Genomic DNA, 25,406 nt, shown 5'->3' with positions numbered 1-25,406 from the left:
GGGCAGGTATTGGAGGATTATTTCTGGATCACCGCCCCAGGCCTTCGAGGCCAAGGACGGTGAAGATCTCAAAGACCCGGTTTCCAGTAGACCGTAAGGCTGCTCCGCTTAAGTGAACAGCATTACGGCATCAAGCCGGGCTTTTTGAGCTGATCAATCAGGATCAGTGACGCTTGTGACCTTTGGCCAGGTTGCTGCCCACGCCGCCGCCCAATGCGCCGCCCAAGCCTGCGCCAATGGTGGAACCGGTCTTGCCGCCCAGGCTGTTGCCGATTATCGAACCGCCGGCCGCGCCGACACCACCACCAATGGCGGCTTTAGTGCGGCTGCCTTTGCGTGCTCCAACAGCACTGCCGGCCGCGCCCGCGACACCAGCACCAATCGCTGCACCGGTGCTGCCGCCCATGCTCTGGCCTATCACATTACCCAGCGCGCCACCCAAACCACCACCGATGGCGGCAGTGCCGTCACCCGCAGCCATCGCACCTTGAGCAACCAAAAGCCCCAGAACCAAAGCAGGCAGTGTTAAACGCATGACAAGAACCTCAAAAAAAGGGGGTAACCGAAAGGGGCGAGATTGAATGCTTTAGAGGAGACAAAGTCCAGACACGCACGGGTACAACCTCGCAATAGGCGACGGTTGGACAGCGTTTTTAGAAAAGGTTTTATGACAGGCAAAAAAAAGCCCGCTGGGGAACGGGCCAGGTACTGCTTTCTAACGGATGAGTTGAGCCTACGTAGGTAGGTGTGAAAAGTTCGTGAAAAAAAATACCAACAGCGGGTTATGTATCTGTAGTCCAAATCCCAACAACCGACCTTTTGAAAATGAAAACCCCGCTCGATGGCGGGGACTGTCCGGTTGACGGTTACTTCCTGGAAGACGGCATCCTCTTGGGCAAGAAATTCGCCTTTTCGGATCGGGGCACCTTGGATTTCAATTTGGCGACCCGGACCCGGTTTTCACCAAAGCCCGCCATATACTCCGCTTGACCACACTGCACGCAATTGTTGATCGGAAACTCAGATCCGTCGTCTTCGATGTACGAATCAGCCATACCTTTCCCCTCTCAAAAAAGGGTCGACACCGGCAAGCCCTATTTGCCTGAAAAATGTCGACCTTCAACGCTTTTGAGACTAGCCAGTCATTACTGGACTTGTAGTTCGGATTATTGCGTCCCCGACGAACGGCCTTGTGACTCAATCACCTCAACTTGACCGCCGTCCCGGTCACGAACACCACCACCATTCCGCCCTTCCCGGCCGGCATGCTGATCTCATAATCAAGCCCCACCACCGCATCAGCCTGAAGTGCCCGCGCCCGCTCCTTCAACTCGTCGGTTGCCTGAATCCGTGCCTCCTTCAGTGCCCGCTCCAATGTCTGAGAGCGCCCACCGAAAAAATCCCGCATCCCGGCGAACATATCGCGGATCACGTTGACACCCTGCACCGACTCGGCACTGACGATGTCCAGATAGGCGGTGATTTGTCGGCCTTCGATGGTGTGGGTTGTGGTGGTGATCATTAAATTTCCTTCTTCATGGCCCGAGGATAATTACTCAAGGCAACCTGGACAGATGTTGAGCTAACGCATCAAACGCCGGCAAGGTGACTGGATCATTGGCCGAGTTACTGGCGACCGGATGGGAGGCGTAGCGAACAATCACCATCTCGGCTTTCGGGTCGACATAAATGCGTTGCCCATGGACCCCGCGCGCCATGAAGGCTCCGCCCTGTTTGTTGGTCACCCACCACATCGAACGGTAGCTCCACCCCTTCAACAAATCGTACCCCGCCTGGGCGAATGCCTGCTTGTCGCCGCCGCGACGGAGGTCGTCAACCACCGCTTTGGGCACGATTTGCTGACCGTTGAACTGGCCGTCATTACGCAACATCTCGCCAAACCGTGCCAGGTCGCGCAAACCGGTGTTCAAGCCGCCGCCAGCAAACGGGGTGCCAATGGAATCAACCGTGAAACAGGCGTCCTGCTCAGCCCCCAAACGGCTCCAGATACGTTCCGACAACACCTGTGTGACGTTGCGACCGGTCGCTCGAGCGATGATCCAGCCCAGTACATCGGTATTGACGGTCTTGTAGCCGAACGCGCTGCCGTGTTCGCCTTGCGGTTGAACTGTCTGCAAAAACTCGTAGTAACTTCGCGGACCGCTGTAATCCTTTGGCTTGGGCAAAGGGCTGCCAGCTTTTGCATGAGCCCAGACCTCGGCGTTCGGGTCGGTGTAGTCCTCGCTGTATTTGAGGCCGGTCGTCATATCGAGGACCTGGCGTACCGTGGCGCTGCCAAACGCGGAAGCCGCCAGTTCGGGGACGTATTCGGCGACGTGCTTGTTCTCATCGATTCGCCCTTCTGCCACCAACATCGCCCCTAATATGCCGACCACGGACTTTGTCACCGACATTGCCGCGTGCTGGCCTTCAGGCTTCAGCACGCCAAAATAACGCTCGTAGACAACTTTCCCCCGATGCATCACCACAATCCCGTCGGTGTAGGTCGCCGCGAGGGATTGATCCCAGGTCATCGGAGCCTTCGCGCCCAGCGGGACGAAGCTGATCGCATCGATGTCTTTGCGCAGCGCAGATACCAATGGAACCGGTGCACCGAGCCCCCGTGAAACGTTGATCGTAGGCATCAGTTGACGGAAGTTCGAGACACTCCAGCGCATCGCCGGGAACTGGAAATAGCTGCCATCTTCGAAACGCACGGTGCGATCTGCAGGGGGTGGCGAGCCGACCATCCAGCCTAGTTTTGCGGGGTCGCTGGCTTCGGCGTCGGGGAAGGTCTTGATTGTGGATGCGGTGGCGAATAAGGAGACGGTGCTTATCAGCGCGGCGGCGAGGGAAATAGCAATGCGGCGGGAAGCGGCGCGAGGGTGAGACATTGTTTCGATTCCATTCGAGGGGTTTTGGGCAGTCCAACAGGTTAGAGCAGCTTGACCAACACTGCGGTGACAGTTGCGGTGACAGTGGCCACCGTGCCAATCAATCCAGTCGCCACAGCCACCGGATACCAAAAAGTCTCACGGGTCATCTTCCCGGCCTCGGCGTTCAGCTTGCGCTGCTCAGCCATCAGCTTGACGATCTCCACATGAACCTTTTCCAGTTCGGCCTGTTTCATGGTGAATTCCTGCATAACGTGCGTTCGTCCTTCCAGATAACAGGCCGCGTCATGTGCCTTGCCGTTGATTCATTTTGCCCCCTAAAGGCGCATAGCGAATACCCCTCACGAAACGGCTGGTGTCGGGTGCCGAAACCTATGAAAGCACCCAGCTACCTGGCTTTCCAGCATTACTTCCCACATGCCTATCACCCGTCCTACATGAATTTCGGAAGCGCCTTCGCCGATGAGCTTGGGTCATAACATTGGCATCCACGAAATCCAGACGCCAGAAACCACAAAACCCCTGACTTCTCTCGAAATCAGGGGTTTTGGTTACATCGAATTTGGCGGTGAAGGAGAGATTCGAACTCTCGATACAATTTCTTGTATACACACTTTCCAGGCGTGCTCCTTAAGCCACTCGGACACTTCACCGTATCTCTTCAAACAAGTTCTGTCTGTCGAGGCGCGCTAATGTAGTCGAAAGCTTTTCCGATGGCAAACTTTTTTTGCAGAATTTTCATGCGCTTAGCGATTTAGTCGCTCTGGCGGTTTCCGGGCCATGGCAAACCCGCCAATCTCCGGCTTCGCGCCCTCCTCTATATAGAGGGGAATGCGCGGCTGGCGTGGCGGGCGACGCTTGCCGGGCGGGGAAAGGGTGACTGGGCGGTCAGTCACGGCGCTTTACCTGGCCTGCGGCGGTGGGTAACGTCTGCCCTACTTTATTGAAAGGAATAGCGTCATGAGTGAGTTGATTTCTTACCATCTCGAAGACGGTATCGCGACCCTGACCTTGAGCAATGGCAAGGTCAATGCCATCTCTCCGGACGTGATTGCTGCGTTTAACGCCGCGCTGGATCAGGCGGTGACTGATCGTGCGGTGGTGATCATTACCGGTACGCCCGGGATGCTGTCGGGCGGGTATGACTTGAAGGTGATGACCTCCGGTCCTAAAGAAGCCGTGGCGCTGGTGACTGCCGGTTCAACCCTGGCCCGTCGCCTGTTGGCGCACCCGTTCCCGGTGATCGTCGCGTGCCCTGGGCATGCGGTGGCCAAGGGCGCGTTCCTGCTGTTGTCGGTGGATTACCGAATTGGTGTCGACGGCCCGTTCACCATTGGTTTGAACGAAGTGCAGATCGGCATGACCATGCACCACGCAGGTATCGAACTGGCCCGTGATCGTCTGCGCAAGTCGGCATTCCATCGCTCTGTGATCAACGCCGAGATGTTTAATCCACAAAGCGCCGTGGATGCCGGGTTCTTCGACCTGGTGGTGTCGGCCGAAGAGCTGCAAGGCGCGGCGCTGGCGGCGGCTCGTCAGTTGAAGAAGATCAACATGAATGCTCACAAGAACACCAAGCTCAAAGTGCGCAAGGCGCTGCTGGAGAGGCTGGACAACGCGATCATCGAGGATCAGGACTTTTTGGTTTAAACCCAAACGTGCCACACCGAAAAGCCCGACCGTCGTGTCGGGCTTTTTCTTACGCGCTCCGTTGAAAAGCCTACAACCGCTCTAGATCGCGTCTGACCCATAAGTCGGAAACATGCGTTCAAACATCGCCTATCTCCCACCTCTATAGCGGCAATTGCCGAAAACAGTGCACATCCGTACACTGCGCCACCTTTTGTCCCGGTGGGGCCTGTAAATGCTGTTTGTGTTTCGTATGTTATTGATGGGCCTGCACTTTATTCTGGCCGGTGTGCTTGGGGTGATTCTCGGCCTGTGCCGACCGTTCAATCCGGACAACAGCCGTTTGTGCGCGCGTCTTTATGCATGGCCAGCGATGTGCATTTTGCGTCTGCGGGTGAAGGCCGACGTTGGACCGTTGATGGATAAACCCGACAGCTGTGTGATCATCGCCAACCACCAGTCCAACTACGATCTGTTTGTGTTCGGCAACGTGGTGCCCCGCCGCACCGTGTGTATCGGCAAGAAGAGTCTGAAGTGGGTGCCGCTGTTTGGTCAGTTGTTCTGGCTGGCGGGCAATGTGCTGATCGATCGCGGCAATGCGCAGAAAGCGCGCCAGTCGATGCTGACTACTACTCACACGCTGCAGAATGAAGACACTTCGATCTGGGTCTTCCCGGAAGGCACGCGCAACCTGGGCGAAGAATTGCTGCCGTTCAAGAAAGGCGCCTTTCAAATGGCCATTGCCGCCGGGGTGCCGATTGTTCCGGTGTGTGTCAGCAGTTACGTTAAACACATGCGATTGAACCGTTGGCGCAGTGGGAAGATTCTGATCCGCTCGTTACCGGCGATTCCTACGGCTGGATTGAGCCTGGATGACATGCCGCTGCTGATTGCCCAGTGCCGCGAGCAGATGCGCGAGTGCATCGCTTCGATGGATCGGCAACTGCAAGCCGCTTAAAAGAAACCCGCCCGGTGCGGGTTTTCTTTTGCCTGCAAGCTTTTGCCTGCGAACTCAACAGATTTCACTGACTCTCAAGCAGCAGACAGGGCTAAGCTGGAGACTGCCTGCCACTGCCATCTTTGCTAATAGAAAGCTGCCAATAAGAAGTGAATCACTATCATGGGTAGAGTTGTTGCTGCTGCGGTTTATAGCGCCGGAAAGAAAGTCACCAATATCACCCTCGACGAAGGCGCTGCCTGGGCGGCAAAGCCCGGCCACTTTGTCTGGATCGGCCTCGAAGAGCCGAACGCCCAAGAGTTGTTCAATCTGCAACGCCAGTTCAACCTGCACGAACTGGCCATCGAAGACGCCCTGGAAAAACACAGTCGACCAAAACTGGAAACCTTCGGCGACGCGCTGTTCATCGTCACGTATTCGCCGATCCGGCATGAAGGCAAACTGCAGTTCATCGAGACGCATATCTTTGCCGGCAACGGTTACATCATTACCGCACGCAACGGCCACTCCGCGTCCTATGCCCATGTCCGACAGCGCTGTGAGGCGCGTCCGCTATTGCTGGAGCACGGGGAAGATTTCGTACTCTATGCCATCCTCGACTTCGTAATCGAAAACTACCAGCCCATGGGCGAAGCGATCCACGCTGAGATCGATGAGCTGGAACTCAACGTCATGTGTAGCTCCCTGAACGAGCGCGACATTCAAAAACTCCACAGCCTGCGCCGCGATGTATTGCGCTTACGCCGGTTTGCGGCGCCGATGGTGGAGATCAGTGAGGAATTGCAGAAGCTGAGTTTCCCGTTTATCGACAAGAACATGCGTCCGTACTTTCGCGATGTGCAGATCCACGTCACGCGGCAGATGGAAGACTTGACGACCCTGGCGGACATTGCCAGCCAGACCATTGAAGTTGGGGTGTTGCTGGAGGCGTCACGCCAAAGCGTGGTGCAGCGCAAGTTTGCGGCGTGGGCGGCGATTCTGGCATTCCCGACGGCGGTGGCGGGGATTTACGGGATGAACTTCCAGAACATGCCGGAGTTGAGTTGGCATTACGGGTATTTCGGGGTGTTAGGGTTTATCGCAGTGGGTTGTGTGGGTTTGTGGGCTAGCTTCAAAAAATCCGGGTGGCTTTAACAAGCTATTGTGGCGAGGGGACAAGCCCCCTCTCCACAGGTTCGTTGTCAGCTCATTGAACCGATCCAGCTTCAGGCTTGTGCGCCACAAACCGCATCATCCACTCCGCAACGGTAGTGCCGTGATGGTCGTGCTCAAGGCTCGCCATACCTTTCGAATAAATCTGCTCACCCAGCGCTTCCTGACGAATATCCAACAGCGCGCGCGAGTAATCGTGAATGAATTCCGGATGCCCCTGGAAGCACAGCACCTGATCGTTGATGTGGTACGCGGCAAACGGGCAGAAATCGCTGGAAGCGATGACCGTGGCGTTTTCCGGGAGCGCGGTGACCTGGTCCTGATGGCTGATCAACAAGGTCAGCTCTTCCCTCACCGGGCTCATCCACGGCGCCTTGGCGGCGAGTTTGTAATTGTGGGTGCCGACGCCCCAGCCTTGAGTCGCGCGTTCGCTCTTGCCGCCCAGCAGCAGCGCCAGCAGCTGATGGCCGAAGCACACGCCCAGCAGTTTGTCGCCGCGCTCGTAGCGGGTCAGCAGGTATGCCCTGAGGGTTTCAATCCACGGGTCGGTGCCGAAGGAATCGGCCTTGCTGCCAGTGACCAGATAGGCGTCGAAGGTCAGCTCATCGCCGGGATACTCGCCCTGCATCACGTTGTACACGGTGAACTCGGCAGCGATGGGTTGCTGCGAAAACAGACGCTGGAACATCTGCCCGTACCCCTGATATTGATCGACCAGTTCCGGACGCAGGATGTCGGTTTCCAGAATGCAGATGCGTAACGACATAAAAAATACCTGACACTTGATGGGAATAATGCACACCCCTGAGCCTGCCTTGAAACACAGTGGCAAGGCAAGCCCCGGAATGCGTCACCCGTCCCCTAGAACGCCTCCCCTTTGGCCGCTTTCTCCAGCAATAGCGCGGGCGGAGCGAATCGCTCGCCATACTGCTCTGCCAGGTACTGGGCGCGGGCGACAAAATCTTTCACGCCGTACTGGTTGATGAATTGCAGCGCGCCGCCGGTCCAGGCGGCGAAGCCGATGCCGAAGATCGAGCCGACGTTGGCGTCCGCCGTCGAGGTCAACACCCCCTCCTCCACACAGCGCACGGTTTCGATGGCTTGCACGAACAGCAGTCGATCACGCACGTCCTTCGGCGAAATCTGCCCGTCAGCCTTCTCGAAACAGCTTTTCAGCTCTGGCCACAGATGCTTCTGCCCACGCGCCGGATAATCGTAGAAACCACCACCAGCAGCCTTGCCCGGACGTTTGTATTCGTAAAGCAGCAAGTCAATCACGGCGAACGCCGGGTGCTCAATCAGCGGTTTCCCTTCTGCTTGCAGGTCTTTGGCGGTTTGCCGGCGGATATGGCTCATCAGGCTGAGGGAAACTTCGTCGGAGATCGCCAGAGGTCCGATCGGCATGCCGGCCTTGCGCGCTTCGGTCTCGATCATCGGCGCGCTCACGCCTTCGCCCAGCATGGCGATGCCTTCGTTGGTGAATGTGCCGAACACCCGCGAGGTGAAGAAACCGCGACTGTCGTTGACCACAATCGGGGTTTTCTTGATTTGCAGGACGAAATCGAACCCGCGAGCCAGGGTTTCGTCGCTGGTGTGGGCGCCTTTGATGATTTCCACCAAGGGCATTTTCTCCACGGGGCTGAAGAAATGCAGGCCGATGAACTTGCTCTGATCCGGCACGGCGGTCGCGAGGCCACTGATCGGCAAGGTCGACGTGTTGGAAGCAATCACCGCCTCCGGGCCAACGACTTTTTGCGCCGCCGAAGAGACGTTGGCTTTCAGATCGCGATCTTCAAACACCGCTTCAATGATCAGATCACAACCGACCAGATCGGCATCGCTTTCAGTGGGGTGAATTCGCGCCAGCGTTGCTTCGCGCTGATCGGCACTCAATTGACCACGCGCAACCTTCTTGTCCAGCAGCGCCGCCGAGTGAGCCTTGCCCTTCTGTGCAGCCGCAAGATTGATGTCCTTGAGCACCACGTCGATGCCGGCCGACGCGCTGACAAAAGCGATTCCGGCGCCCATCATGCCTGCGCCCAGTACACCCACCCGACGCGTCACGTAGGGCGCAAAACCCTGAGGCCGCGAGCTGCCGGCATTGATTTCGTTGAGCTGGAACCAGAACGTGCCGATCAGGTTTTTCGACACTTGGCCGGTGGTCAATTCGGTGAAGTAACGGGTTTCGATCAGGTGCGCGGTGTCGAAATCCACCTGGGCACCTTCTACCGCAGCGCAGAGGATTTTCTCTGGCGCGGGCAGGCAGCCCTGGGTTTTGCTGCGCAGGATCGACGGCGTGATGGCCAGCATTTGCGCGACTTTCGGGTTCGACGGCGTACCACCGGGAATCTGGTAACCCTTCACGTCCCAGCGCTGCACAACCGAAGGATGGGCGATAATCCAGGCGCGAGCCTTGGCCAGCAGTTCATCACGATCCGCCGCCAACTCATCAATCAAACCTGCCCGCAACGCCTGCTGCGGCCGGACTTTCTTGCCCTCGAGCAGGTACGGCAAGGCTTTTTCAATACCGAGCATCCGCACCATGCGCACCACCCCGCCGCCGCCCGGCAACAGGCCGAGGGTCACTTCCGGCAAGCCGAGTTGCACCGAAGAATCGTCCAGCGCAACCCGGTGATGGCACGCCAGGCAGATTTCCCAACCGCCGCCCAACGCGGCGCCGTTGATCGCGGCGACCACCGGTTTACCGAGGGTCTCGAGGGTGCGCAGCTGCCCTTTGAGCGTCAGCACCATGTCATAGAAGGCTTTGGCTTCGGGCTTGCCGACCTTGATCAGTTCGTTGAGGTCGCCGCCGGCGAAGAAGGTTTTCTTGGCCGAGGTGATGATCACGCCGGCGATGGTGTCTTTTTCGGCAACCAGTCTGGCAACACACGCGGCCATGGCTTCGCGGTAGACCGCGTTCATGGTGTTGGCGCTCTGGCCCGGCATGTCGATGGTCAGGACGACGATCTGGTCCTGACCTTTTTCGTAACGGATGGCTTCGGTCATGAAAGGGTTTCCTTGAAATCGGTCGGGGCTCAGAGGCGTTCGATGATGGTGGCAATGCCCATGCCGCCGCCGACACACAGCGTCGCGAGGCCATAGCGCAAGCGCCGGGTTTCCAGTTCATCGAGCAGCGTGCCGAGGATCGCGCAGCCGGTGGCACCCAGCGGGTGGCCCATGGCGATGGAGCCACCGTTGACGTTGATCTTGTCCGGGTCGATCGCCATGTCCTTGATGAATTTCAGCACCACCGAGGCGAAAGCTTCGTTGACCTCGAACAAGTCGATGTCTTCAACCCGTAGCCCGGCCTTGGCCAGTGCCTTGCGGGTGGCCGGCGCGGGGCCGGTGAGCATGATGGTCGGATCGGTGCTGGTGACCGCCGTGGCGACGATCCGCGCCCGCGGTTGCAAACCCAGCGCCCGGCCCTTGGCCTCTGAACCGATCAACATCAGCGCCGCGCCATCGACGATCCCGGAACTGTTACCCGCCGTGTGCACGTGGTTGATTCGCTCAACATGGCTGAAGACCCGAAGCGCGGTGGCATCGAAGCCCATTTGCCCGATCATCTCGAAGCTCGGCTTGAGCTGGCCCAAGCCTTCCATGGTCGATCCGGCGCGGATGAATTCATCGTGATCGAGCAGGATAATGCCGTTCTGGTCCTGAACCGGCACCAGCGATTTGTTGAACGAACCGTCGGCCCTTGCCCGCGCAGCCTTTTGCTGGGAGTGCAGCGCATAGGCATCGACGTCTTGACGGCTGAAGCCTTCGATCGTGGCGATCAGGTCAGCGCCCACGCCTTGAGGGGCGAAATGGCTGTGAAAACTGGTTTCCGGATCCTGCGCCCAGGCGCCGCCATCGCTGCCCATCGGCACACGGGACATGGACTCGACGCCGCCGACCACCACCAGGTCTTCGAAGCCGGAACGCACCTTCATCGCGCCGAGGTTCACCGCCTCCAACCCCGAGGCGCAGAAGCGGTTGATCTGCAAACCCGCCACGCTGACGTCCCAATCCGCCACCTGAGTCGCGGTTTTGGCGATGTCGGAACCCTGGTCGCCGATGGGCGTCACGCAGCCCAGTACCACATCGTCGACCTGACTGGTGTCGAGAGACGTGCGCTGTTGCAGCGCCGTGAGCAGCCCGGCTACCAGGTTCACCGGTTTGACGCTGTGCAAGGCGCCACTGGCCTTGCCTTTGCCGCGGGGCGTGCGTAACGCGTCGAAAATTAAAGCTTGGGTCATGACGTCCTCGAACCTGAGCGGGGAGTAAATGCAGAGTCCCCACCTTAGGCCGAGCGGCCCCGGATTCAATGACCGCAATGCTCACTGATGTTGACGGTCACGCTCAGACGGACGGTAGGCAACCACCGGATTAACCGATTCAGGACACCGAGCTGTCTAGCAAACGGGCGCCCAAGAAGCTGGCATTAGGCCTCATGCCTTTTTAAGAGCAATTTATGTGAAGTCCATACGAAATGGATCTAAACCAAGCGTGACGCGGGCTCTAAGGTGAACTTGTACGAAGTTGTCGTCGGGTTTTGCCGAGGCGCTCGTCAAACAGGAAGTGCAACGCTCTGCCGTCATGGAGAAATGCAGGCAGGCATCAGGAAATAACAATAAAGGCGGTCAAGCCATGTTCAAACAATCGAAAGTACGTCAAGCCGGGCTCATTCTTTTCGCCACTACGCTGTTGTTGATTTTGCCGAACCTGACCAAGGTGATCGGCTAGTCGGTCAATAAAAAATACGGCGCCAGGTTTTATATCGCCCTCTAAAAATGTGACTGGTTCGCTACCCGGGCCAGCGTGGGTGTGCCAACCTTTGCGGCACTTCCACGACATGGACGGCGATCATTTGAAAACGCTCATTCTGTTCGGGGCCTTGCTGCTCAGCACGCCTCTGTCTGCCGCACAGCTGAACCTTGAGCTCGGCGCGAGCAGTCGCACCTGGCAAACCGAGGAGTTGCTCAAGCATCCTCAGGTTCAGACCATCACCATTAGCAACGACGTTTCCTACAAACGGGACATGAGCTATCGCGCTGTTCCGGTGGCTGCGTTGTTGACGGGCATCAAGCCTGAAGACCATTTACAGGCAGTAGCCCTGGATGGTTTTGCCGCAGAACTGTCGGCTGCGCCATTGCTTAATACCCAGGGCGCGCGCGCGTGGCTGGCGATTGAAGAACCCGCCAAGTCGTGGCCACCGCTGTCGGAAGGCAAACCCGGCGCCGGGCCGTTCTATCTGGTCTGGACCGATCCGCAGGCGGGCGACATCAGCCCCGAGCAATGGCCCTTTCAAGTGGCGAGCATCAAGCGCATGGCACCGGTGGCCGAGCGCTTCCCTGCCCTGTTGCCCGATCCGGCGTTGAAGGCTGACGATCCGGTGAACAAGGGCTTTGCGCTGTTTCAGAAGAATTGCCTGGCGTGCCATCGATTGAACGGCGCCGGGGATGCGCAGTTTGGACCGGACCTGAATATTCCGTTTAACCCGACCGAGTATTTCGGTGCGGATTTCCTCAAGCGCTACATTCGTGATCCGCAGAGCTTGCGCCAGTGGCCTCAGGCGAAGATGCCCGGGTTCTCGGCGACGGTGCTGCCGGACGGGGATCTGGAGAGGTTGGTGGGGTATTTGAAGCACATGGCTGGGCGAAAAGTTAAACCGTAACCGATCGTTCCCACGCTCTGCGTGGGAATGCAGCCCGGGACGCTCTGCGTCCCAATCAAGAGCCGAACGCGGAGCGTCCGTTGAGGCATTCCCACGCAGAGCGTGGGAACGATCAGCGTGCAGGTTTATTGCTGTTGCACTGAGATCACTGGCATCGGCGTTGGCGAAACAAACACCTTCGCATGCATCTGCTCGCACCCACCACCACGCCGCATGCCACGCACCGGGCAGGCATCCAGGTAATCCAGGCCCACCGCCAGTTTCAGATGACGCTCAGGCCGCGCCAATTCATTGGTCACGTCAAAGCTGTACCAGGCGTCATCGAGCCAGGCTTCCGCCCAGGCGTGACTGGCCAGGTGTTCGCTGTTCTCGCTGTACAAATAGCCCGACACATAACGCGACGGAATGCCCAGGCTGCGAGCGCAGGCGAGAAACGCATGAGTGTGGTCCTGACAGACGCCCGAACGCCCGGCGAAAGCTTGAGCGGCGCTGGTGTCCACTTCGGTGGAGCCCGGCGTGTAGGTCATGTGCTGGTTCAGGCCATGCATCAAGTCGATCAGCGCCGTGCGATCCCGGCGTTGCTTGCATTCCTTCTCGGCGAACGCACGCAGGGCTTCGTCGGCTTCGGTCAGGCGCGTGAAACGCAAGAACGGCAGCGCCGACTGGCTTTCATGCTCCGCCTCGCGCAATTCGTCGATGTCCACCTGGCCCCGGGCGCCGATGATGATCGCCTCGTGAGGCTCGTCCATGGTCAGCACGTGCAGGATATTGCCGAACGGATCGAGTTGCGCACGCACCGGGCGCGGCAAGTCGAGCTGCCAGCTGAGCACATGCTGGCGCTCACTGTCGTGGGGGGTCAGTCGCAGGTACTGGATGCTCGCCCGCACCTGATCTTCGTAGTGATAGGTGGTCTCGTGGCTAATGGAAAGTCTCATGCAGCCTCCAGGTAGGAACTGTGTATGGCGTTACCCAACTGGCGCACCAGCGGGATGAACTCGGTCAGCCAGGCGTGCAGGCCTTCGTCGAGAATTTCGGTGATGCCGGTGTAGCGCAGGCGTGCGTCCATTTCCGCTGCAAGACGTTGCGCGGGACGGCCGTTGGCCCCCGGCAGCTGGGCAAGGATCTGGTCGATTTCTTCAGTGCAGGCGCGCAATGAACGCGGCACGTCAGCACGCAGCAACAGCAACTCCGCCACATGCCGGGCGCCGGGCGCATCGCGGTAGATCTCGGTGTAGGCCTCGAACGAGGACAACGCCCGCAGCAAAGCACTCCACTGGTAATACGCGTGGGCGGTGCCATCGCTGACCGCCTCTGCCTGATCGCCAGCCATTTCGTAGCGGGCGTCAAGCAGGCGCAACGTGTTGTCGGCCCTTTCGATAAACGTCCCCAGACGAATGAAGCGGAACGCGTCGTTACGCATGATCGTGCCGTAGGACGCGCCGCGGAACAGGTGGGAACGTTCCTTGATCCATTCGCAGAAACGGCTCATGCCGTAGCGACTCAAGCCCTGATCGGCAATCCCGCGGATTTCCAGCCAGGTGGCATTGATGTTTTCCCACATGTCGGCGGTGATTCGCCCACGCACCGCATGGGCACTGGCCCGCGCAGCGCCGAGGCAGCTGTAGATGCTCGCCGGATTGGCCGCGTCCAGGGCGAAGAAATGCAGCAGCCGTTCGGCGTGCAATTCGCCGTGGCGCTCCAGGTAATCGTCCAGGGTGCCGGTGATCAACAACGGCATGGCGAGTTCATGCAGGCCGTCACCACGGCCATCCTGTGGCATCAGCGACAGCGAATAACTGATGTCGAGCATCCGTGCGAGGTTTTCCGCCCGCTCCAGGTAACGCGACATCCAATACAAATCCGAGGCAGTTCTACTTAACATGGCAGGCTTCCTTCAATCCTCGACCACCCAGGTGTCCTTGGTTCCGCCACCCTGGGATGAATTCACCACCAGGGAGCCTTCGCGCAGGGCAACACGGGTCAAACCGCCGGGCACAACCCGGGTTTCGCGGCCAGACAATACAAACGGACGCAGGTCGATGTGGCGTGGAGCAATGCCGTTTTCGACAAAGGTCGGACAGGTCGACAGGGACAACGTCGGTTGTGCGATGTACGCATGGGGCTTGGCTTTGATCCGCGCGCGGAAAGACTCGATTTCCGCCGCCGTCGCCGCCGGCCCCACCAGCATTCCGTAACCGCCGGAGCCCTGGGTTTCCTTGACCACCAGTTCCGGAAGATTGGCCAGTACGTGGGACAGTTCGGAGGGATTACGACACTGCCACGTCGGCACATTCTTCAGAATCGGCTCTTCATCCAGGTAGAAACGGATCATGTCCGTGACGAATGGATACACCGACTTGTCGTCCGCGACCCCGGTACCGATGGCATTTGCCAGCACCACGTTGCCGGAGCGATAGGACGACAGCAGCCCTGGAACGCCGAGCATCGAGTCCGGGTTGAACGCCAGCGGATCAAGGAACGCATCGTCGAGGCGACGGTAGATCACGTCGACGGCTTTCGGCCCGTCCGTGGTGCGCATGAACACCTTGTCATCCCGCACGAACAAGTCCGCGCCTTCCACCAGTTCAACGCCCATTTCCCGCGCCAGAAACGCATGTTCAAAGAACGCGCTGTTGAAACGGCCCGGCGTCAGCACCACCACGCTCGGGTTATCAATCGGGCTGGAGCTTTTCAGGGTGTCGAGCAACAGGTTGGGATAGTGGTCGATAGGGGCAATGCGCTGGGCCGCGAACAACTCGGGGAACAACCGCATCATCATCTTGCGGTCTTCGAGCATGTAGCTGACGCCGCTCGGTGTACGAAGGTTGTCTTCAAGCACGTAGTACGTGCCGTCGCCATCGCGTACCAGATCGACACCGGAGATGTGGGAATAGATATCGCGGTGCAGATTCAGCCCTTGCATCGCCAACTGGTATTGCTCGTTGGCCAGCACTTGCTCGGCCGGGATGATGCCAGCCTTGATAATGCGTTGCTCGTGATAGAGGTCGGCGAGGAACATGTTCAACGCCTTGACCCGCTGAATGCAGCCGCGCTCGACGACTCGCCATTCACTGGCGGGGATGCTGCGGGGGATGGTGTCGAAGGGAATCAGGCGCTCTGTCCCTTGCTCATCACCATAGAGCGTGAATGTTATCCCGGCGCGATGAAATAACAGATCGGCCTCGCGTCGCCGTTGTGCCAAAAGCTCGTCAGGCGTTTCGGCCAGCCAACGGGCAAACTCCCGATAATGCGGGCGGACCTGGCCGCCGGCATCGTACATCTCATCAAAATAGGTGCGGATCATGCCGTACTCCTTGTCACCCGGACATCAGGGCTTCGCAAAGCCCGTGCCATCGGCATAAACGCTTTGATATCAATCAGTTGGATAATCGCACTGCACGCACCGCACCAATCCTGTGCGGTAAATGCCCCCACCTGATCGCCCCCGCTTCATTGCGAAGCAATGTTGTCGCCTATCACCAGCATAGCCAGAGTTGATTTCACTGCCCGGGAGTCGATGCGGATAATCCGCGCATTCGCTGAAAATCTTGATGAACTTCCCTTTAGCCGCCTGTTTAGGCGGCTTTTTTTTGCGTTTTTGAAACGTTATGAATCAAAAACACGAATTCCAAACCCCACAAACGAAAACGGCCAACCCTGAGGTCAGCCGTTACTGAGTGTTGTCACTGTTCATAAGTTATGCGAGTCGCCCTCGTACCTCCTGCTTAACGCCCCATCCTTCGATGATGCCGCCCAAAGGCTCGACCACTGCCTCGAAATCTTGCTCAAAATCGCCGATGCCGTCATAAGTGGCGTACATCACCTTGCTCAGCTCCAGGTACCACGCGCCGTCATCGCGCACGCTGATTTGTGCATTCAAGGATTCACCACAGTAATGCCTTGCCGCCCTGCGCGCCCGCTCCTCGTCCGGGAAAATGGCGTAGAACTCGATGGGATGGAATCGTGAAAAGTCGAAACCGCCTTCTTTCATGCGGCGCAACACGCTGGTGCTGATGTCTTCTTGATAGGCTGTGCTCATGAAACGTCCCCCTCAGACTGATGGATAGACTTTCCGTATTCCCGGCACTCGCAACCGAATGGGGCGAGCGATGCGGCAACAACGTTGCCGGTGGGAAGCAAGCATGTAGCTGACAAGACCAGACCTTAGCGATCCGTTCGCTGATCTCGATTGCAGAGTAGCCTCAAGATTGAGCCGCTGCCAAGGCCTGGTTAGGAATGTGACAGGAGATGTTCAGATTGGCGTGATGCTGAGGATTTCAATGCTGTTCTGGGTTTTCAGACTTTTGACAGTCGGATCATCGGCGCGCCCTTCCAGATCGTTGAGGTCCAGTTCGGCAGCCACAGGCAGACACCGGGCGCGAATGAGCTTCGCAGCTTGCTCGTTGTTCGGGCATTCATCGCTCTCGAACACCTCGTCAACTTGTTCACCGTGATCATCAACGAAAGTGACTTTCCACTTTTGCATCAGGTGCCTCCTCGATAAAACCCATGGATGGGCTTACATGTATCTCGACATTCTTCCCCGGCCAATCGTTCAACCGGACCTTCTACATCTATAAGTGAAGCATAAGTGAAGCATGAAAAAAGGGCCGTCTCCGGTGTGTTTTCACACAACCTGAGAGGGCCCTTTCTGGCTTGCTCGATATCAGTCGTTGCTAGGCTTGTTCACAGCCTGCAGGACGTATTGCGGCAAGGCGAACGCGCCGATGTGGATTTCCGGGTTGTAGTAGCGGGTGATGATGCCGCTGCCGGCGAAGCGCTGCTGCAGGGTTTCGCGGGACAATTTGCGATAGGCGGTATTGGTCGCGCCCCAGGCGAAGGTCATGGCGCCGCCGATGTAGGTCGGCACGGCCGCCTGATAGAAGTGCCAGTCCGGGAACAGGCTGCGCAGACGCCCGGCGGTGGTTTTGACTTCTTCGATTTGCATGAACGGCGTGCCGTTCTGGGTCACCAGGATGCCGCCTTCGTTCAGGCAGCGACGGCAGGCCTGGTAGAAGTTTTCCGAGAACAGCACTTCGCCCGGGCCGATCGGGTCGGTGGAATCGGAAATGATCACGTCGAATTTTTCGGTGGTGGTGGCGACGAAACGCATGCCGTCGTCGATCACCAGGTTCAGGCGTGGATCATTGAACGCACCCTTGGAGTGGTTCGGCAGGAATTCCTTGCACATGTCGACCACAGTGCCGTCGATCTCGACCATGGTGATGTGCTCGATGCTGCGGTGCTTGGCCACTTCACGCAGCATGCCGCCGTCGCCGCCACCGATGATCAGCACGCGCTGGGCGGTGCCATGCGCCAGGATCGGCACGTGGGTCAACATCTCGTGGTAGATGAATTCGTCGGCTTCGGTGGTCTGGATCACGCCGTCCAGCGCCATGACGCGGCCCATGCGCGGGTTCTCGAAAATCACCAGGTGTTGATGTTCGGTACGCACTTCGTGCAGCAGTTTTTCCATGCGAAAACGCTGGCCGTAGCCTTCGTAGAGGGTTTCCAGGTACTCGCTGGTCGGGGTGTTGCTCATGGGAAGTGCTCCGATGGATGCGGGTGGCAACGGACGGTTACCCGCCCATGATGGCCAATCGATCAGCTCGATTGCCCCGGGAAAGGCGAGAATTCTACGTTGCGGAACATGACAGGTCGAACGTCACTTGATGACTAGACACAATCCCCTTGTGGGAGCGGGCTTGCTCGCGAAAGCGTCGTGTCAGTTGACATTAACTTTGACTGACACACCGCTTTCGCGAGCAAGTCGGATCGCCGCACCGCCGCTCCCACAGGGGAAATGTGTCGTTCTTGAGTGCGTATCAGATTCGCACGTTGCCCCGTGGCCCGGCGATGGCCCAGATGATCAGGCCCAGCACCGGCAGCAGCAGGATCAGCAGCACCCAGATGATTTTCATCCCTGTGTCGGCACCACTTTTGAGCACGTTGATGATTGCCCAGATATCCAGGGCAAGAATAATCAGGCCAATCAGACCGTTGAACGTGGAACCCATGGTGTTGCTCCCTAAGAGTGGTATGCACTCTTAGGATAGCCGGGCCTTGGGAGGGTTCCGCTTTTTAAACGTGGACGGCAATTTTGAGGGCTTCCAGCGAGGGTGCGGCAGCGATGCCGACTTTGGCGCACAACTCGAGTACGCGCGGCACGTCGTTGCCGTAGACCAGCACCACTTGCAGTTCGTCGTCGAGCAACTGACTGAAGTTCATCAGCGTGTAACCGCCGTTTTCCTTGTTCATGCTGCCCATCTGCACCTGAATGCGATTGAGCGCGGTCAGGGCTTCAGTCTTGGCCAATTGCTTGGGTTTGATATTGAAATCAACGCCGGGACCGAACGAGGAAACGATCTGGGCGAACAGGTCCACATAGGTGTCGGCCTGGAACAGCACGGTCTCCGGAAGACTGCCGACGACGACCCACTCGCCCAGCGGAATCGGGAACGTTTCGTCGTAGTTGATATCCGGATTCGCCGTCAGAAAAGCCTCGGGATCGGCGTAGGCCTGGGCCGCTTCATCAGCAACTTTCAGGATTTCGTCATCGCTCATGCACCCGGAGCTGATTTTACTGATGAGTTCGACGAGTGCGGCTTTCATGGGGCGGAATCCTGTAGCGAGGGAATTTTGAAGGCGCGAAGGATAGCGCATTACGCCCCGCAATTCCTGTGCGCGAGCCTGGCCGGGATTGTTGACCCACATCAAGATCCAGCCCCCTGAGTAGCGGCACAATAATGGCACCTTGCCGAAACTGTTTCCGCTATCAGAGAAGACCTCCATGGGTGCCTGGCTTAGCAATATCTCGCTGAAATACAAATTCTGGGCGGTCAACGCCGTCGCCTTCGTCACCACTTTGTTGCTGGTGTTGTACGCCGTACAGCTCGAACAACAGGTCCGCAGCCATGCTTATCAGGCATCGGCACAAGCCCAGGCGCGACTGCTCAACGCCTGGCCCGCCGGGCAACCGCTCCCCAAAGCCGATAACGTGCTGACCTTCAGTCGCGGGCAGGCACCGCTGCTGAACGGGCAGCCGGTACTGGAACTGGCCGATACCAACGGCTGGGTCGGAATCAATGCCATGCCACTGTTCGGCAACAACCCGTTGATGGGCGCTGAAGTGTTTACACGCACGGATGGCAACCAGGTCGCGGTAATTGCTCATGGTCCGAGCCTGACCCAGGTCTTTGGCGAGCGCTTTCCCAACTATGCCGTGGCGGTGGCGATCCTGATGCTGGCGATGCTCGGCGCTTCGCAGTTGTTGATCCGCTTCCTGCTCAGCCAGCTCAATACGCTGAAGGACGTGATGCTTCACGTCGAGAAAACCGGTGACCTGTCAGCCCGTGTGCCGCTGGCCTGCACTGACGAAGTCGGGCAGATGGCCAATGCCTTCAACGCCATGCAAGCCGGTTACCAGCGGGTGGTCAACACCGTCGCCAGCACCGCCCGACAACTGGATGTCGGCGCGGCACAGTTGGCGTCGAGCATGAACGAGGTGCGTCACGGCATGCTTGGCCAGCAAAGCGAAACCGATCAGGCCGCCACGGCGATCAACGAAATGACCGCCACGGTCTATCACATTGCCCAGCACGCCGGCGCCACCCGCGATCTCTCGCAAACCGCCGACACCCTGGCCGGCAGCGGGCAGGAAGTGGTCAGTCGGGTGCAGAAGTCGATTGCCGGCCTGTCCAGCGGGGTGCAACAGACTGCCGAGATGATTCAGCGTCTGGCCGAGGACAGTCAGAAGATCAATGGCGTGGTCAGTGTGATTCACAGCATCGCCGAGCAGACCAACCTGCTGGCGCTGAACGCAGCGATTGAAGCGGCCCGTGCCGGTGAAATGGGTCGCGGTTTTGCGGTGGTCGCCGATGAAGTGCGTAACCTGGCCAAGCGTGTCCAGACCTCCACTGACGAGATCACGATCATGGTTTCGGCGTTGCAGGCCGGGACCCGGGACGCGGTGGATTTCATGCAGGAAAGCTCGTTCAAGGCCGATGATTGCGTGCAGCAGGCTCAGGAGGCCGGTGCAGCCTTGGCGGAAATCACCAGCGCGGTGGCGCAGATGCGTGAAAGCAACACGCAGATCGCCGTGGCGGCCGATCAGCAGAGCCACGTGGCGGAGGAGATGAATCGGGCGGTGGTGAGCATTCGGGATGTGACCGAGAACACCGTGCAGCAGACCGTGGTTTCGGCGACTACCAGCAATGAGCTGGCGGCGTTGGCGGGGGAATTGAGCAAGGCTATCGGTCAGCTGAAGCTTTGACGACCCCTTCGCGAGCAAGCCCGCTCCCACAGTGGATCTCTTTTGTACCAAAAATTAATGGTCACTGAAGATCACATGTGGGAGCGGGCTTGCTCGCGAAGGCGTCAGCTCAATCAACATCAATTCCAAACATGACACCTATCACTCTGATAGCCAGCCTTGATTCGCCGACTGGTTTGGCCCGGCCTATTCTTTGTTCAAGAGCCTCAACGAACCAAGGATTACCATCATGGGCAAACGTCATCCCAACCTTCCCGCCTGGCAATGGCGAGCGTACCCGAACAATCACCAGCACCCGACCAATCTGGTGCTGCACCTGATTGCCGTGCCGCTGTTCATCGTGGCGTTTCTGCTGATTGCCTCGGGAGTGTTCAGTCTGAGTTTCGCGAATGTCGCGATTGGCGTCATCGGCCTGCTCGCCGCCCTCGGCTTGCAACGCCACGGTCACAGCTTGGAGGTGGAAGCCTCCGAGCCATTCAGTGATCGCAAAGATGCCGTGTCGCGCTTGCTGGTCGAGCAGTTTCTGACTTTCCCACGGTTCTTCCTGAGCGGCGGCTGGTGGCGCGCCTGGCGTGAGCGCCACCGCCGTCACTGATCAGGCGAAAATCGTCACCGTCTGCCGGCTCATGGCAATCAACTGACCGTGCGCGTTCCACAATTTCGAGGCCGCATGGCCGTAGCCGTCATCGGCATGTTCGGTTTCGACGAGGTATTTGCACCAGTCCAGCGTGCTCAGTTCCAGCAATGGCTGGACGAATTCGATGGTCCAGGTCAGCGTGCTGCCCATCGCCGGTTTATTCAGGTGCGGCATCAGGGCCGGTGGCCAGGCGTCGACCAGCGCCAAAATATGCGCTTCGCTGACCGCTTCTTCCTTCACGTCCCCACGCAAGCGCACCCAGCCGCCCATCTCGCGGGATTTGTTGCCGGTGAACGGCAGACCGCCGACACTCCAGCGCATCGCCAGATGCTGCATAAACTCCGGGAGTACCCCTTTGATGAACGGCAGTTCCTGACAATCGTCCCAGTGCTTCATCTCGGGTGCCGGTTCGGCGATCACCGCCACTTCCGACGGTCGCGAGGCGCCGAAGCTGCCCTGGATCAACGTCACCACCTGACCGTTCTGCATTGCCCGACCCAGCACTTGGCTGACAGCCTTGCCTTCGCGCAGCACATCGACTTCAAAACTGACCGGCACTTCAGGCTCGACCGGGCCGACAAAGGTGATCGCCAACGAGCGCACCGGACGATCCGCCGGGACCTTCGCGCGCATGGCTTCGTACTGCAAGGCGGCCACCAGGCCACCGAAACTGGCACGCCCCTGAGCCCATATGGCCGGGATGGACAGCTCCAGCGGCTGGCTGCGGACAGCGTCGAGCAGATCGGAAAAGCGCATGGAAACCTCGGTGCAGGAAAAGGATGAAGGGATCTTAACCAGCCAGCGGGGATGGCACAGCGCTTATACCGGCCAAAAGCACTGACAGATGAGCCGCACTCGATACGAACACTCATTCAATGTTCAACACCGATCAAATGTGGGAGCGGGCTTGCTCGCGAAAGCGGTCTGACAGTCAACATTTACGTTGAATGTTAGGCCCCCTTCGCGAGCAAGCCCGCTCCCACATTTGATCGGTGGTGGTTTCAGGATTTGAAACAGGCGGCGCTGAGTTTGTCGAGGACCCGATCGGCGCGGCCTTCTGCCTTGGCCATGGCGGTTTTCCAGGCCGCGACGCAGGGCTGCAAATCGGTTTCCTTCTCAGCTATGGCCAGCCATTGCAAGCAATCGTGCCAATCGCCCAAGGCACCTTGCGCGGCTTTCAAGCGCGGCATCGCCGCTTTCGGCAGTCGATCCAGTTCGGGATAGGCTTCGATGCCGTAACGCACACGCTTGATCAGCAGGCGCAAACGGTGGCGATCATGTGCCGGATCGTGCAGGGCTTTGTCGAGTTTTTTCCACTGCTTGGCCAAACGTTTTTCGATGCTTTGACGCAAGCCCTTGAGCAAGCCCTGACGTTGGGAGGCCCGCAGAAAACGCGGAAAGGCGTCGAGGATCATCAGCAACTGCGCCACTTCAGGACTCGCCGCGACGGCCGGGTAAGCCTCGGACATCTGTGCCATGCGCCGATGGGCCGCATCGGGTTGATCATGCTCGAGCAGGTACGCCGCCAGCACTTCGCGATCGCGCAACGGCGTGGTCAGGTCGCCGACCCGGGACGCCGCCGCTTCCAGCTGTTCGACCCCGGGCAAGCCGCGCAATGGCCGCAGCAGACTGCGCAAACGGCGAACCGTGGTGCGCAGATCATGCAGCGCTTCAGGGTCGGTGCGCGCACTCAGGCGTGCCTGACAGGCCAGCAAACGGACTTCCAAGCCCAATACATGAGCCACCAACCGGTTAATCATGGGGTTTTACTCCGTAAACAGCTGCAAGCCGCCAGCCGAAATCCGGGGCGACCGACTCATTGCTTGCAGCTTAGAGCTTAGAGCGGCTTTCAGCGCCCCGCGCGCGATTCACGAATATAAAAACGCGCCTTCTCGGCTTTCTTGGCGCAACCTTCGAACGCTTCGAATTGCTGCTGGGTCTTGGCGCCGGTCAGCAACGACAGGGCCTTGGAATAGCTGACAGTTCCGGCAAAACCTTCGGCCTTGGCCAGATCCAGTTCACGCCACGCGGCATCGATCCCGTTACCGCAACTGTCACGGTAAGCGGTTTTGCCGGCGCAACCGGCGAGTGCCAGGGCAATCAAAGGCACACAGATCCAGGCTTTCATTATTCACACCTCAAAGATAGGTAAACAGTCGTGCTGTTAAGACGGTCTGGCGCGTGAAAAGTGCCTTGGTCCCGCCGCGGAAACTCTAGCGCTCGCGAGAATACCCATCTGCCGCCAAAGAGTGTCGAAAAAACGACGCCCTCGCCTCGCGGAACGACCTTAGCGATTGAAGCGCGCCCCTCGATGGGTGCATTGTTGAACCTTGTCAGACGAGGGCGATTCATGAAAAAGCGTGTCGCACTGGTGCTGGGCTCAGGTGGGGCCCGGGGCTACGCCCATATCGGGGTCATTGAAGAGATCGAACGGCGTGGCTACGACATCGCCTGCATCGCCGGATGTTCCATGGGCGCAGTGGTCGGCGGGATCTATGCCGCCGGCAAACTCGACGATTATCGCAACTGGATCGAAAGCCTGGATTACCTCGACGTCCTGCGTCTGGTGGACGTCAGTTTTCGCCTGGGTGCGATTCGCGGAGAAAAGGTTTTCGGGCAGATCCGCAAGATCGTCGGCGAGATCAATATTGAAGACTTGCGCATCCCCTACACGGCAGTGGCCACCGACCTGACCAACCAGCAGGAAATCTGGTTCCAGGAAGGCTGCCTGCACCAGGCCATGCGCGCCTCGGCGGCGATTCCCAGCCTGTTCACCCCGGTGATGCAGGGCAACCGCATGCTGGTGGACGGCGGCATCCTCAACCCTTTACCGATCGTGCCGGTGGTGTCGAGTCATTGCGACCTGATCATCGCGGTCAACCTCAACTCCACCAACCAGCGCCACTATCAATTGCCGGTGATCCAGCGCCCGGCGGCGTTCAAGACCCGTTTCGACAGCCTGATCAACTCGCTCGGTTCAAAATTGCCCTTCCGCCGCAAACAGGCGGAACAATTGCTGCTGCTGGAAAAGGAAGCGTTGATGGCAGAAGCGGCCGATATCAACCCGTGGATCGAATCCGCCGAACCCGAAGCCCAGCAACCGGCAGCCGCCCCTGAACGCGACGGCGCGCCGAAGTCCGCCACCGGCTCGTTCATCATCGACAACGTCGGCCCGGCGTCTTTGCTGGACCTGATCAACCAGAGTTTCGAGGTGATGCAGACGTCATTGGCGCAGTACAAGATCGCCGGTTATCCGCCGGATATTTTGATCAACGTGCCGAAACGGGTGTGCCGGTTTTTCGAGTTCTACAAGGCACCGGAACTGATCGCGCTAGGGCGGGAGATTGCGCGGGATACGCTGGACCGGTATGAGAATGAACGGGACTCCTGAGGCCAAACGATCGTTCCCACGCTCTGCGTGGGAATGCATCCTGTGACGCTCCGCGTCACGACTTCAAAAGCGGACGCAGAGCGTCCATGGCGGCATTCCCACGCAGAGCGTGGGAACGATCAAGCATCAAGCAACCGATACCCGACCCCCGCCTCAGTCACGATAAACCGGGGCTGAGTCGGATCATCCGCCAGTTTCTGCCGCAAATGCCCGACCACAATCCGAAGGTAGTGACTGTCTTCGGTATGGGTCGGCCCCCAAATATCCTTGAGCAGTTGCTGCTGGGTGATGACCCGCCCCGGATGCCGCGCCAGTTGCGCCAGTACCGCGTATTCCTTGCGGGTCAGCGCGACTTCGGTGCCGTCGAGCAACACCCGGCGATACGCCAGATCCACGGTCAACGGGCCGAACGTCAGCGCCGCTTGTTGAGCTTCTCCCGCCGGAGCCTGACGCAACAAGGCACGCACCCGAGCAAGAAACTCCTGAATGCCAAACGGCTTGGTCACGTAGTCGTTGGCGCCGTTGTCGAGCGCTTCGACTTTCTGCCCTTCACTGGCGCGCACCGAGAGTACCAGCACCGGCACTGTCGACCACTCGCGAAACTCGCGCAGCACTTGCTGGCCGTCCATGTCCGGCAGGCCGAGGTCGAGTACCAGCAGGTCCGGTTTATTCAGTGCAGCCTGGGCCAGGCCCTCGGTGCCGGTGCCGGCCTCCAGCACTTTGTAGCCCTGGGAAACAAGGCTGATACGCAGAAATTTACGGATCTGCGGTTCGTCGTCGATGACCAAAATGGTCGCGGTCTGGCTCATGAATT

At 58.8% G+C, this 25,406-nt stretch carries 26 protein-coding genes and 1 tRNA gene; 7 read left to right on the top strand and 20 right to left on the bottom strand.

The window, feature by feature from the left end:
* Positions 1-163: 163 nt before the first annotated feature.
* The 5 genes from CKW16_RS20945 to CKW16_RS20920 form a co-directional block, all read right to left on the bottom strand.
* A complete protein-coding gene (locus CKW16_RS20945) occupies positions 164-535 on the bottom strand; it encodes a bacteriocin (RefSeq protein WP_095130298.1) in 372 nt (123 codons plus the stop codon).
* 666 nt (positions 536-1,201) lie between these two features.
* The gene (locus CKW16_RS20935; protein ID WP_095130296.1) at positions 1,202-1,522 is read right to left on the bottom strand and encodes a YbjQ family protein; all 321 of its coding nucleotides are present in this window, start codon (positions 1,520-1,522) and stop codon (positions 1,202-1,204) included.
* Positions 1,523-1,556: 34 nt separating this feature from the next.
* Positions 1,557-2,894, bottom strand: coding sequence for a serine hydrolase (locus CKW16_RS20930; protein ID WP_095130294.1), 1,338 nt, complete (start codon positions 2,892-2,894; stop codon positions 1,557-1,559).
* A 41-nt stretch (positions 2,895-2,935) separates the two neighbouring features.
* Positions 2,936-3,130, bottom strand: a complete 195-nt coding sequence (locus CKW16_RS20925) for a hypothetical protein (protein ID WP_082555884.1) — start codon at positions 3,128-3,130, stop codon at positions 2,936-2,938.
* Positions 3,131-3,457: 327 nt separating this feature from the next.
* A tRNA-Ser gene (locus CKW16_RS20920) sits at positions 3,458-3,547 on the bottom strand.
* Positions 3,548-3,854: 307 nt separating this feature from the next.
* Between CKW16_RS20920 and CKW16_RS20915 the strand changes: the two genes are divergently transcribed.
* The 3 genes from CKW16_RS20915 (at position 3,855) to CKW16_RS20905 (ending at position 6,615) form a co-directional block, all read left to right on the top strand.
* Positions 3,855-4,544, top strand: coding sequence for a crotonase/enoyl-CoA hydratase family protein (locus CKW16_RS20915; protein WP_095130292.1), 690 nt, complete (start codon positions 3,855-3,857; stop codon positions 4,542-4,544).
* A gap of 214 nt (positions 4,545-4,758) precedes the next feature.
* Complete coding sequence (locus CKW16_RS20910; RefSeq protein ID WP_056744165.1) at positions 4,759-5,481, top strand: 1-acylglycerol-3-phosphate O-acyltransferase; 723 nt, start codon at positions 4,759-4,761, stop codon at positions 5,479-5,481.
* A 162-nt stretch (positions 5,482-5,643) separates the two neighbouring features.
* The gene (locus tag CKW16_RS20905) at positions 5,644-6,615 is read left to right on the top strand and encodes a magnesium and cobalt transport protein CorA (protein ID WP_095130290.1); all 972 of its coding nucleotides are present in this window, start codon (positions 5,644-5,646) and stop codon (positions 6,613-6,615) included.
* 52 nt (positions 6,616-6,667) lie between these two features.
* Here the strand turns inward: CKW16_RS20905 and CKW16_RS20900 are convergent, their stop codons facing one another.
* The 3 genes from CKW16_RS20900 to CKW16_RS20890 form a co-directional block, all read right to left on the bottom strand.
* Entirely contained in the window at positions 6,668-7,399 is a 732-nt protein-coding gene (locus tag CKW16_RS20900; protein WP_095130288.1) for an amidotransferase, read from the bottom strand.
* A 95-nt stretch (positions 7,400-7,494) separates the two neighbouring features.
* Positions 7,495-9,639 carry a 3-hydroxyacyl-CoA dehydrogenase NAD-binding domain-containing protein gene (locus CKW16_RS20895; protein ID WP_095130286.1) on the bottom strand — a complete coding sequence of 715 codons (2,145 nt, stop codon included), beginning with the start codon at positions 9,637-9,639 and terminating at the stop codon, positions 7,495-7,497.
* A 29-nt stretch (positions 9,640-9,668) separates the two neighbouring features.
* Positions 9,669-10,874, bottom strand: coding sequence for an acetyl-CoA C-acetyltransferase (locus CKW16_RS20890; RefSeq protein ID WP_095130284.1), 1,206 nt, complete (start codon positions 10,872-10,874; stop codon positions 9,669-9,671).
* A gap of 596 nt (positions 10,875-11,470) precedes the next feature.
* On the opposite strand from CKW16_RS20890, the gene CKW16_RS20885 reads away from it, so the two are divergent.
* Positions 11,471-12,292 (top strand): cytochrome c, encoded by an 822-nt coding sequence (locus CKW16_RS20885; RefSeq protein ID WP_095130282.1) that lies wholly within the window; start codon positions 11,471-11,473, stop codon positions 12,290-12,292.
* Between the two features lie 125 nt (positions 12,293-12,417).
* Here CKW16_RS20885 and CKW16_RS20880 read toward each other — a convergent pair whose 3' ends face one another.
* From CKW16_RS20880 to CKW16_RS20845, 8 genes are all read right to left on the bottom strand, one after another.
* Complete coding sequence (locus CKW16_RS20880) at positions 12,418-13,227, bottom strand: transglutaminase family protein (RefSeq protein ID WP_046053119.1); 810 nt, start codon at positions 13,225-13,227, stop codon at positions 12,418-12,420.
* Positions 13,224-14,174 (bottom strand): alpha-E domain-containing protein, encoded by a 951-nt coding sequence (locus CKW16_RS20875; RefSeq protein ID WP_008148807.1) that lies wholly within the window; start codon positions 14,172-14,174, stop codon positions 13,224-13,226. Before CKW16_RS20875 ends, CKW16_RS20880 begins: the two co-directional genes overlap by 4 nt.
* A 12-nt stretch (positions 14,175-14,186) precedes the next feature.
* Complete coding sequence (locus CKW16_RS20870; RefSeq protein WP_008148806.1) at positions 14,187-15,596, bottom strand: circularly permuted type 2 ATP-grasp protein; 1,410 nt, start codon at positions 15,594-15,596, stop codon at positions 14,187-14,189.
* A 393-nt stretch (positions 15,597-15,989) separates the two neighbouring features.
* Positions 15,990-16,331, bottom strand: a complete 342-nt coding sequence (locus CKW16_RS20865; RefSeq protein ID WP_095130280.1) for a ribonuclease E inhibitor RraB — start codon at positions 16,329-16,331, stop codon at positions 15,990-15,992.
* Between the two features lie 213 nt (positions 16,332-16,544).
* Complete coding sequence (locus CKW16_RS20860) at positions 16,545-16,778, bottom strand: hypothetical protein (protein ID WP_008148802.1); 234 nt, start codon at positions 16,776-16,778, stop codon at positions 16,545-16,547.
* 180 nt (positions 16,779-16,958) lie between these two features.
* Positions 16,959-17,834 carry a polyamine aminopropyltransferase gene (speE, locus tag CKW16_RS20855; protein ID WP_095130278.1) on the bottom strand — a complete coding sequence of 292 codons (876 nt, stop codon included), beginning with the start codon at positions 17,832-17,834 and terminating at the stop codon, positions 16,959-16,961.
* Positions 17,835-18,117: 283 nt separating this feature from the next.
* Entirely contained in the window at positions 18,118-18,309 is a 192-nt protein-coding gene (locus CKW16_RS20850) for a PLDc N-terminal domain-containing protein (protein WP_008148797.1), read from the bottom strand.
* A 64-nt stretch (positions 18,310-18,373) separates the two neighbouring features.
* A complete protein-coding gene (locus tag CKW16_RS20845; RefSeq protein WP_046047937.1) occupies positions 18,374-18,904 on the bottom strand; it encodes a hypothetical protein in 531 nt (176 codons plus the stop codon).
* A 178-nt stretch (positions 18,905-19,082) separates the two neighbouring features.
* On the opposite strand from CKW16_RS20845, the gene CKW16_RS20840 reads away from it, so the two are divergent.
* Together CKW16_RS20840 and CKW16_RS20835 are read left to right on the top strand one after the other, a co-directional pair.
* Complete coding sequence (locus tag CKW16_RS20840) at positions 19,083-20,564, top strand: methyl-accepting chemotaxis protein (protein ID WP_095130276.1); 1,482 nt, start codon at positions 19,083-19,085, stop codon at positions 20,562-20,564.
* 229 nt (positions 20,565-20,793) lie between these two features.
* Positions 20,794-21,159, top strand: a complete 366-nt coding sequence (locus tag CKW16_RS20835) for an Mpo1-like protein (RefSeq protein ID WP_095130274.1) — start codon at positions 20,794-20,796, stop codon at positions 21,157-21,159.
* Here the strand turns inward: CKW16_RS20835 and CKW16_RS20830 are convergent, their stop codons facing one another.
* The 3 genes from CKW16_RS20830 to CKW16_RS20820 form a co-directional block, all read right to left on the bottom strand.
* Complete coding sequence (locus CKW16_RS20830) at positions 21,160-21,957, bottom strand: acyl-CoA thioesterase II (protein ID WP_095130272.1); 798 nt, start codon at positions 21,955-21,957, stop codon at positions 21,160-21,162.
* A 245-nt stretch (positions 21,958-22,202) separates the two neighbouring features.
* Positions 22,203-22,961 carry a CHAD domain-containing protein gene (locus tag CKW16_RS20825; protein ID WP_095130270.1) on the bottom strand — a complete coding sequence of 253 codons (759 nt, stop codon included), beginning with the start codon at positions 22,959-22,961 and terminating at the stop codon, positions 22,203-22,205.
* An 89-nt stretch (positions 22,962-23,050) separates the two neighbouring features.
* Positions 23,051-23,329: a hypothetical protein gene (locus tag CKW16_RS20820; RefSeq protein WP_095130267.1), complete on the bottom strand. Its 279-nt coding sequence runs from the start codon at positions 23,327-23,329 to the stop codon at positions 23,051-23,053.
* Positions 23,330-23,551: 222 nt separating this feature from the next.
* On the opposite strand from CKW16_RS20820, the gene CKW16_RS20815 reads away from it, so the two are divergent.
* A complete protein-coding gene (locus tag CKW16_RS20815) occupies positions 23,552-24,592 on the top strand; it encodes a patatin-like phospholipase family protein (RefSeq protein WP_074874839.1) in 1,041 nt (346 codons plus the stop codon).
* 119 nt (positions 24,593-24,711) lie between these two features.
* Here CKW16_RS20815 and CKW16_RS20810 read toward each other — a convergent pair whose 3' ends face one another.
* Complete coding sequence (locus CKW16_RS20810) at positions 24,712-25,401, bottom strand: response regulator (protein WP_095130265.1); 690 nt, start codon at positions 25,399-25,401, stop codon at positions 24,712-24,714.
* Positions 25,402-25,406: the final 5 nt, after the last annotated feature.

It is taken from the genome of Pseudomonas sp. Irchel s3h14 (assembly GCF_900187425.1).
Classification (GTDB): domain Bacteria; phylum Pseudomonadota; class Gammaproteobacteria; order Pseudomonadales; family Pseudomonadaceae; genus Aquipseudomonas.
This window is presented reverse-complemented; position numbering and strand designations above follow the sequence as displayed.

Bases quoted from the DNA above. Each gene is read 5' to 3' on its own strand.
- CKW16_RS20945 (WP_095130298.1), bottom strand. From the start codon at position 535: ATGCGTTTAACACTGCCTGCTTTGGTTCTGGGGCTTTTGGTTGCTCAA.
- CKW16_RS20935 (WP_095130296.1), bottom strand. From the start codon at position 1,522: ATGATCACCACCACAACCCACACCATCGAAGGCCGACAAATCACCGCC.
- CKW16_RS20930 (WP_095130294.1), bottom strand. From the start codon at position 2,894: ATGTCTCACCCTCGCGCCGCTTCCCGCCGCATTGCTATTTCCCTCGCC.
- CKW16_RS20925 (WP_082555884.1), bottom strand. From the start codon at position 3,130: ATGAAACAGGCCGAACTGGAAAAGGTTCATGTGGAGATCGTCAAGCTG.
- CKW16_RS20915 (WP_095130292.1), top strand. From the start codon at position 3,855: ATGAGTGAGTTGATTTCTTACCATCTCGAAGACGGTATCGCGACCCTG.
- CKW16_RS20910 (WP_056744165.1), top strand. From the start codon at position 4,759: ATGCTGTTTGTGTTTCGTATGTTATTGATGGGCCTGCACTTTATTCTG.
- CKW16_RS20905 (WP_095130290.1), top strand. From the start codon at position 5,644: ATGGGTAGAGTTGTTGCTGCTGCGGTTTATAGCGCCGGAAAGAAAGTC.
- CKW16_RS20900 (WP_095130288.1), bottom strand. From the start codon at position 7,399: ATGTCGTTACGCATCTGCATTCTGGAAACCGACATCCTGCGTCCGGAA.
- CKW16_RS20895 (WP_095130286.1), bottom strand. From the start codon at position 9,639: ATGACCGAAGCCATCCGTTACGAAAAAGGTCAGGACCAGATCGTCGTC.
- CKW16_RS20890 (WP_095130284.1), bottom strand. From the start codon at position 10,874: ATGACCCAAGCTTTAATTTTCGACGCGTTACGCACGCCCCGCGGCAAA.
- CKW16_RS20885 (WP_095130282.1), top strand. From the start codon at position 11,471: ATGGACGGCGATCATTTGAAAACGCTCATTCTGTTCGGGGCCTTGCTG.
- CKW16_RS20880 (WP_046053119.1), bottom strand. From the start codon at position 13,227: ATGAGACTTTCCATTAGCCACGAGACCACCTATCACTACGAAGATCAG.
- CKW16_RS20875 (WP_008148807.1), bottom strand. From the start codon at position 14,174: ATGTTAAGTAGAACTGCCTCGGATTTGTATTGGATGTCGCGTTACCTG.
- CKW16_RS20870 (WP_008148806.1), bottom strand. From the start codon at position 15,596: ATGATCCGCACCTATTTTGATGAGATGTACGATGCCGGCGGCCAGGTC.
- CKW16_RS20865 (WP_095130280.1), bottom strand. From the start codon at position 16,331: ATGAGCACAGCCTATCAAGAAGACATCAGCACCAGCGTGTTGCGCCGC.
- CKW16_RS20860 (WP_008148802.1), bottom strand. From the start codon at position 16,778: ATGCAAAAGTGGAAAGTCACTTTCGTTGATGATCACGGTGAACAAGTT.
- speE (WP_095130278.1), bottom strand. From the start codon at position 17,834: ATGAGCAACACCCCGACCAGCGAGTACCTGGAAACCCTCTACGAAGGC.
- CKW16_RS20850 (WP_008148797.1), bottom strand. From the start codon at position 18,309: ATGGGTTCCACGTTCAACGGTCTGATTGGCCTGATTATTCTTGCCCTG.
- CKW16_RS20845 (WP_046047937.1), bottom strand. From the start codon at position 18,904: ATGAAAGCCGCACTCGTCGAACTCATCAGTAAAATCAGCTCCGGGTGC.
- CKW16_RS20840 (WP_095130276.1), top strand. From the start codon at position 19,083: ATGGGTGCCTGGCTTAGCAATATCTCGCTGAAATACAAATTCTGGGCG.
- CKW16_RS20835 (WP_095130274.1), top strand. From the start codon at position 20,794: ATGGGCAAACGTCATCCCAACCTTCCCGCCTGGCAATGGCGAGCGTAC.
- CKW16_RS20830 (WP_095130272.1), bottom strand. From the start codon at position 21,957: ATGCGCTTTTCCGATCTGCTCGACGCTGTCCGCAGCCAGCCGCTGGAG.
- CKW16_RS20825 (WP_095130270.1), bottom strand. From the start codon at position 22,961: ATGATTAACCGGTTGGTGGCTCATGTATTGGGCTTGGAAGTCCGTTTG.
- CKW16_RS20820 (WP_095130267.1), bottom strand. From the start codon at position 23,329: ATGAAAGCCTGGATCTGTGTGCCTTTGATTGCCCTGGCACTCGCCGGT.
- CKW16_RS20815 (WP_074874839.1), top strand. From the start codon at position 23,552: ATGAAAAAGCGTGTCGCACTGGTGCTGGGCTCAGGTGGGGCCCGGGGC.
- CKW16_RS20810 (WP_095130265.1), bottom strand. From the start codon at position 25,401: ATGAGCCAGACCGCGACCATTTTGGTCATCGACGACGAACCGCAGATC.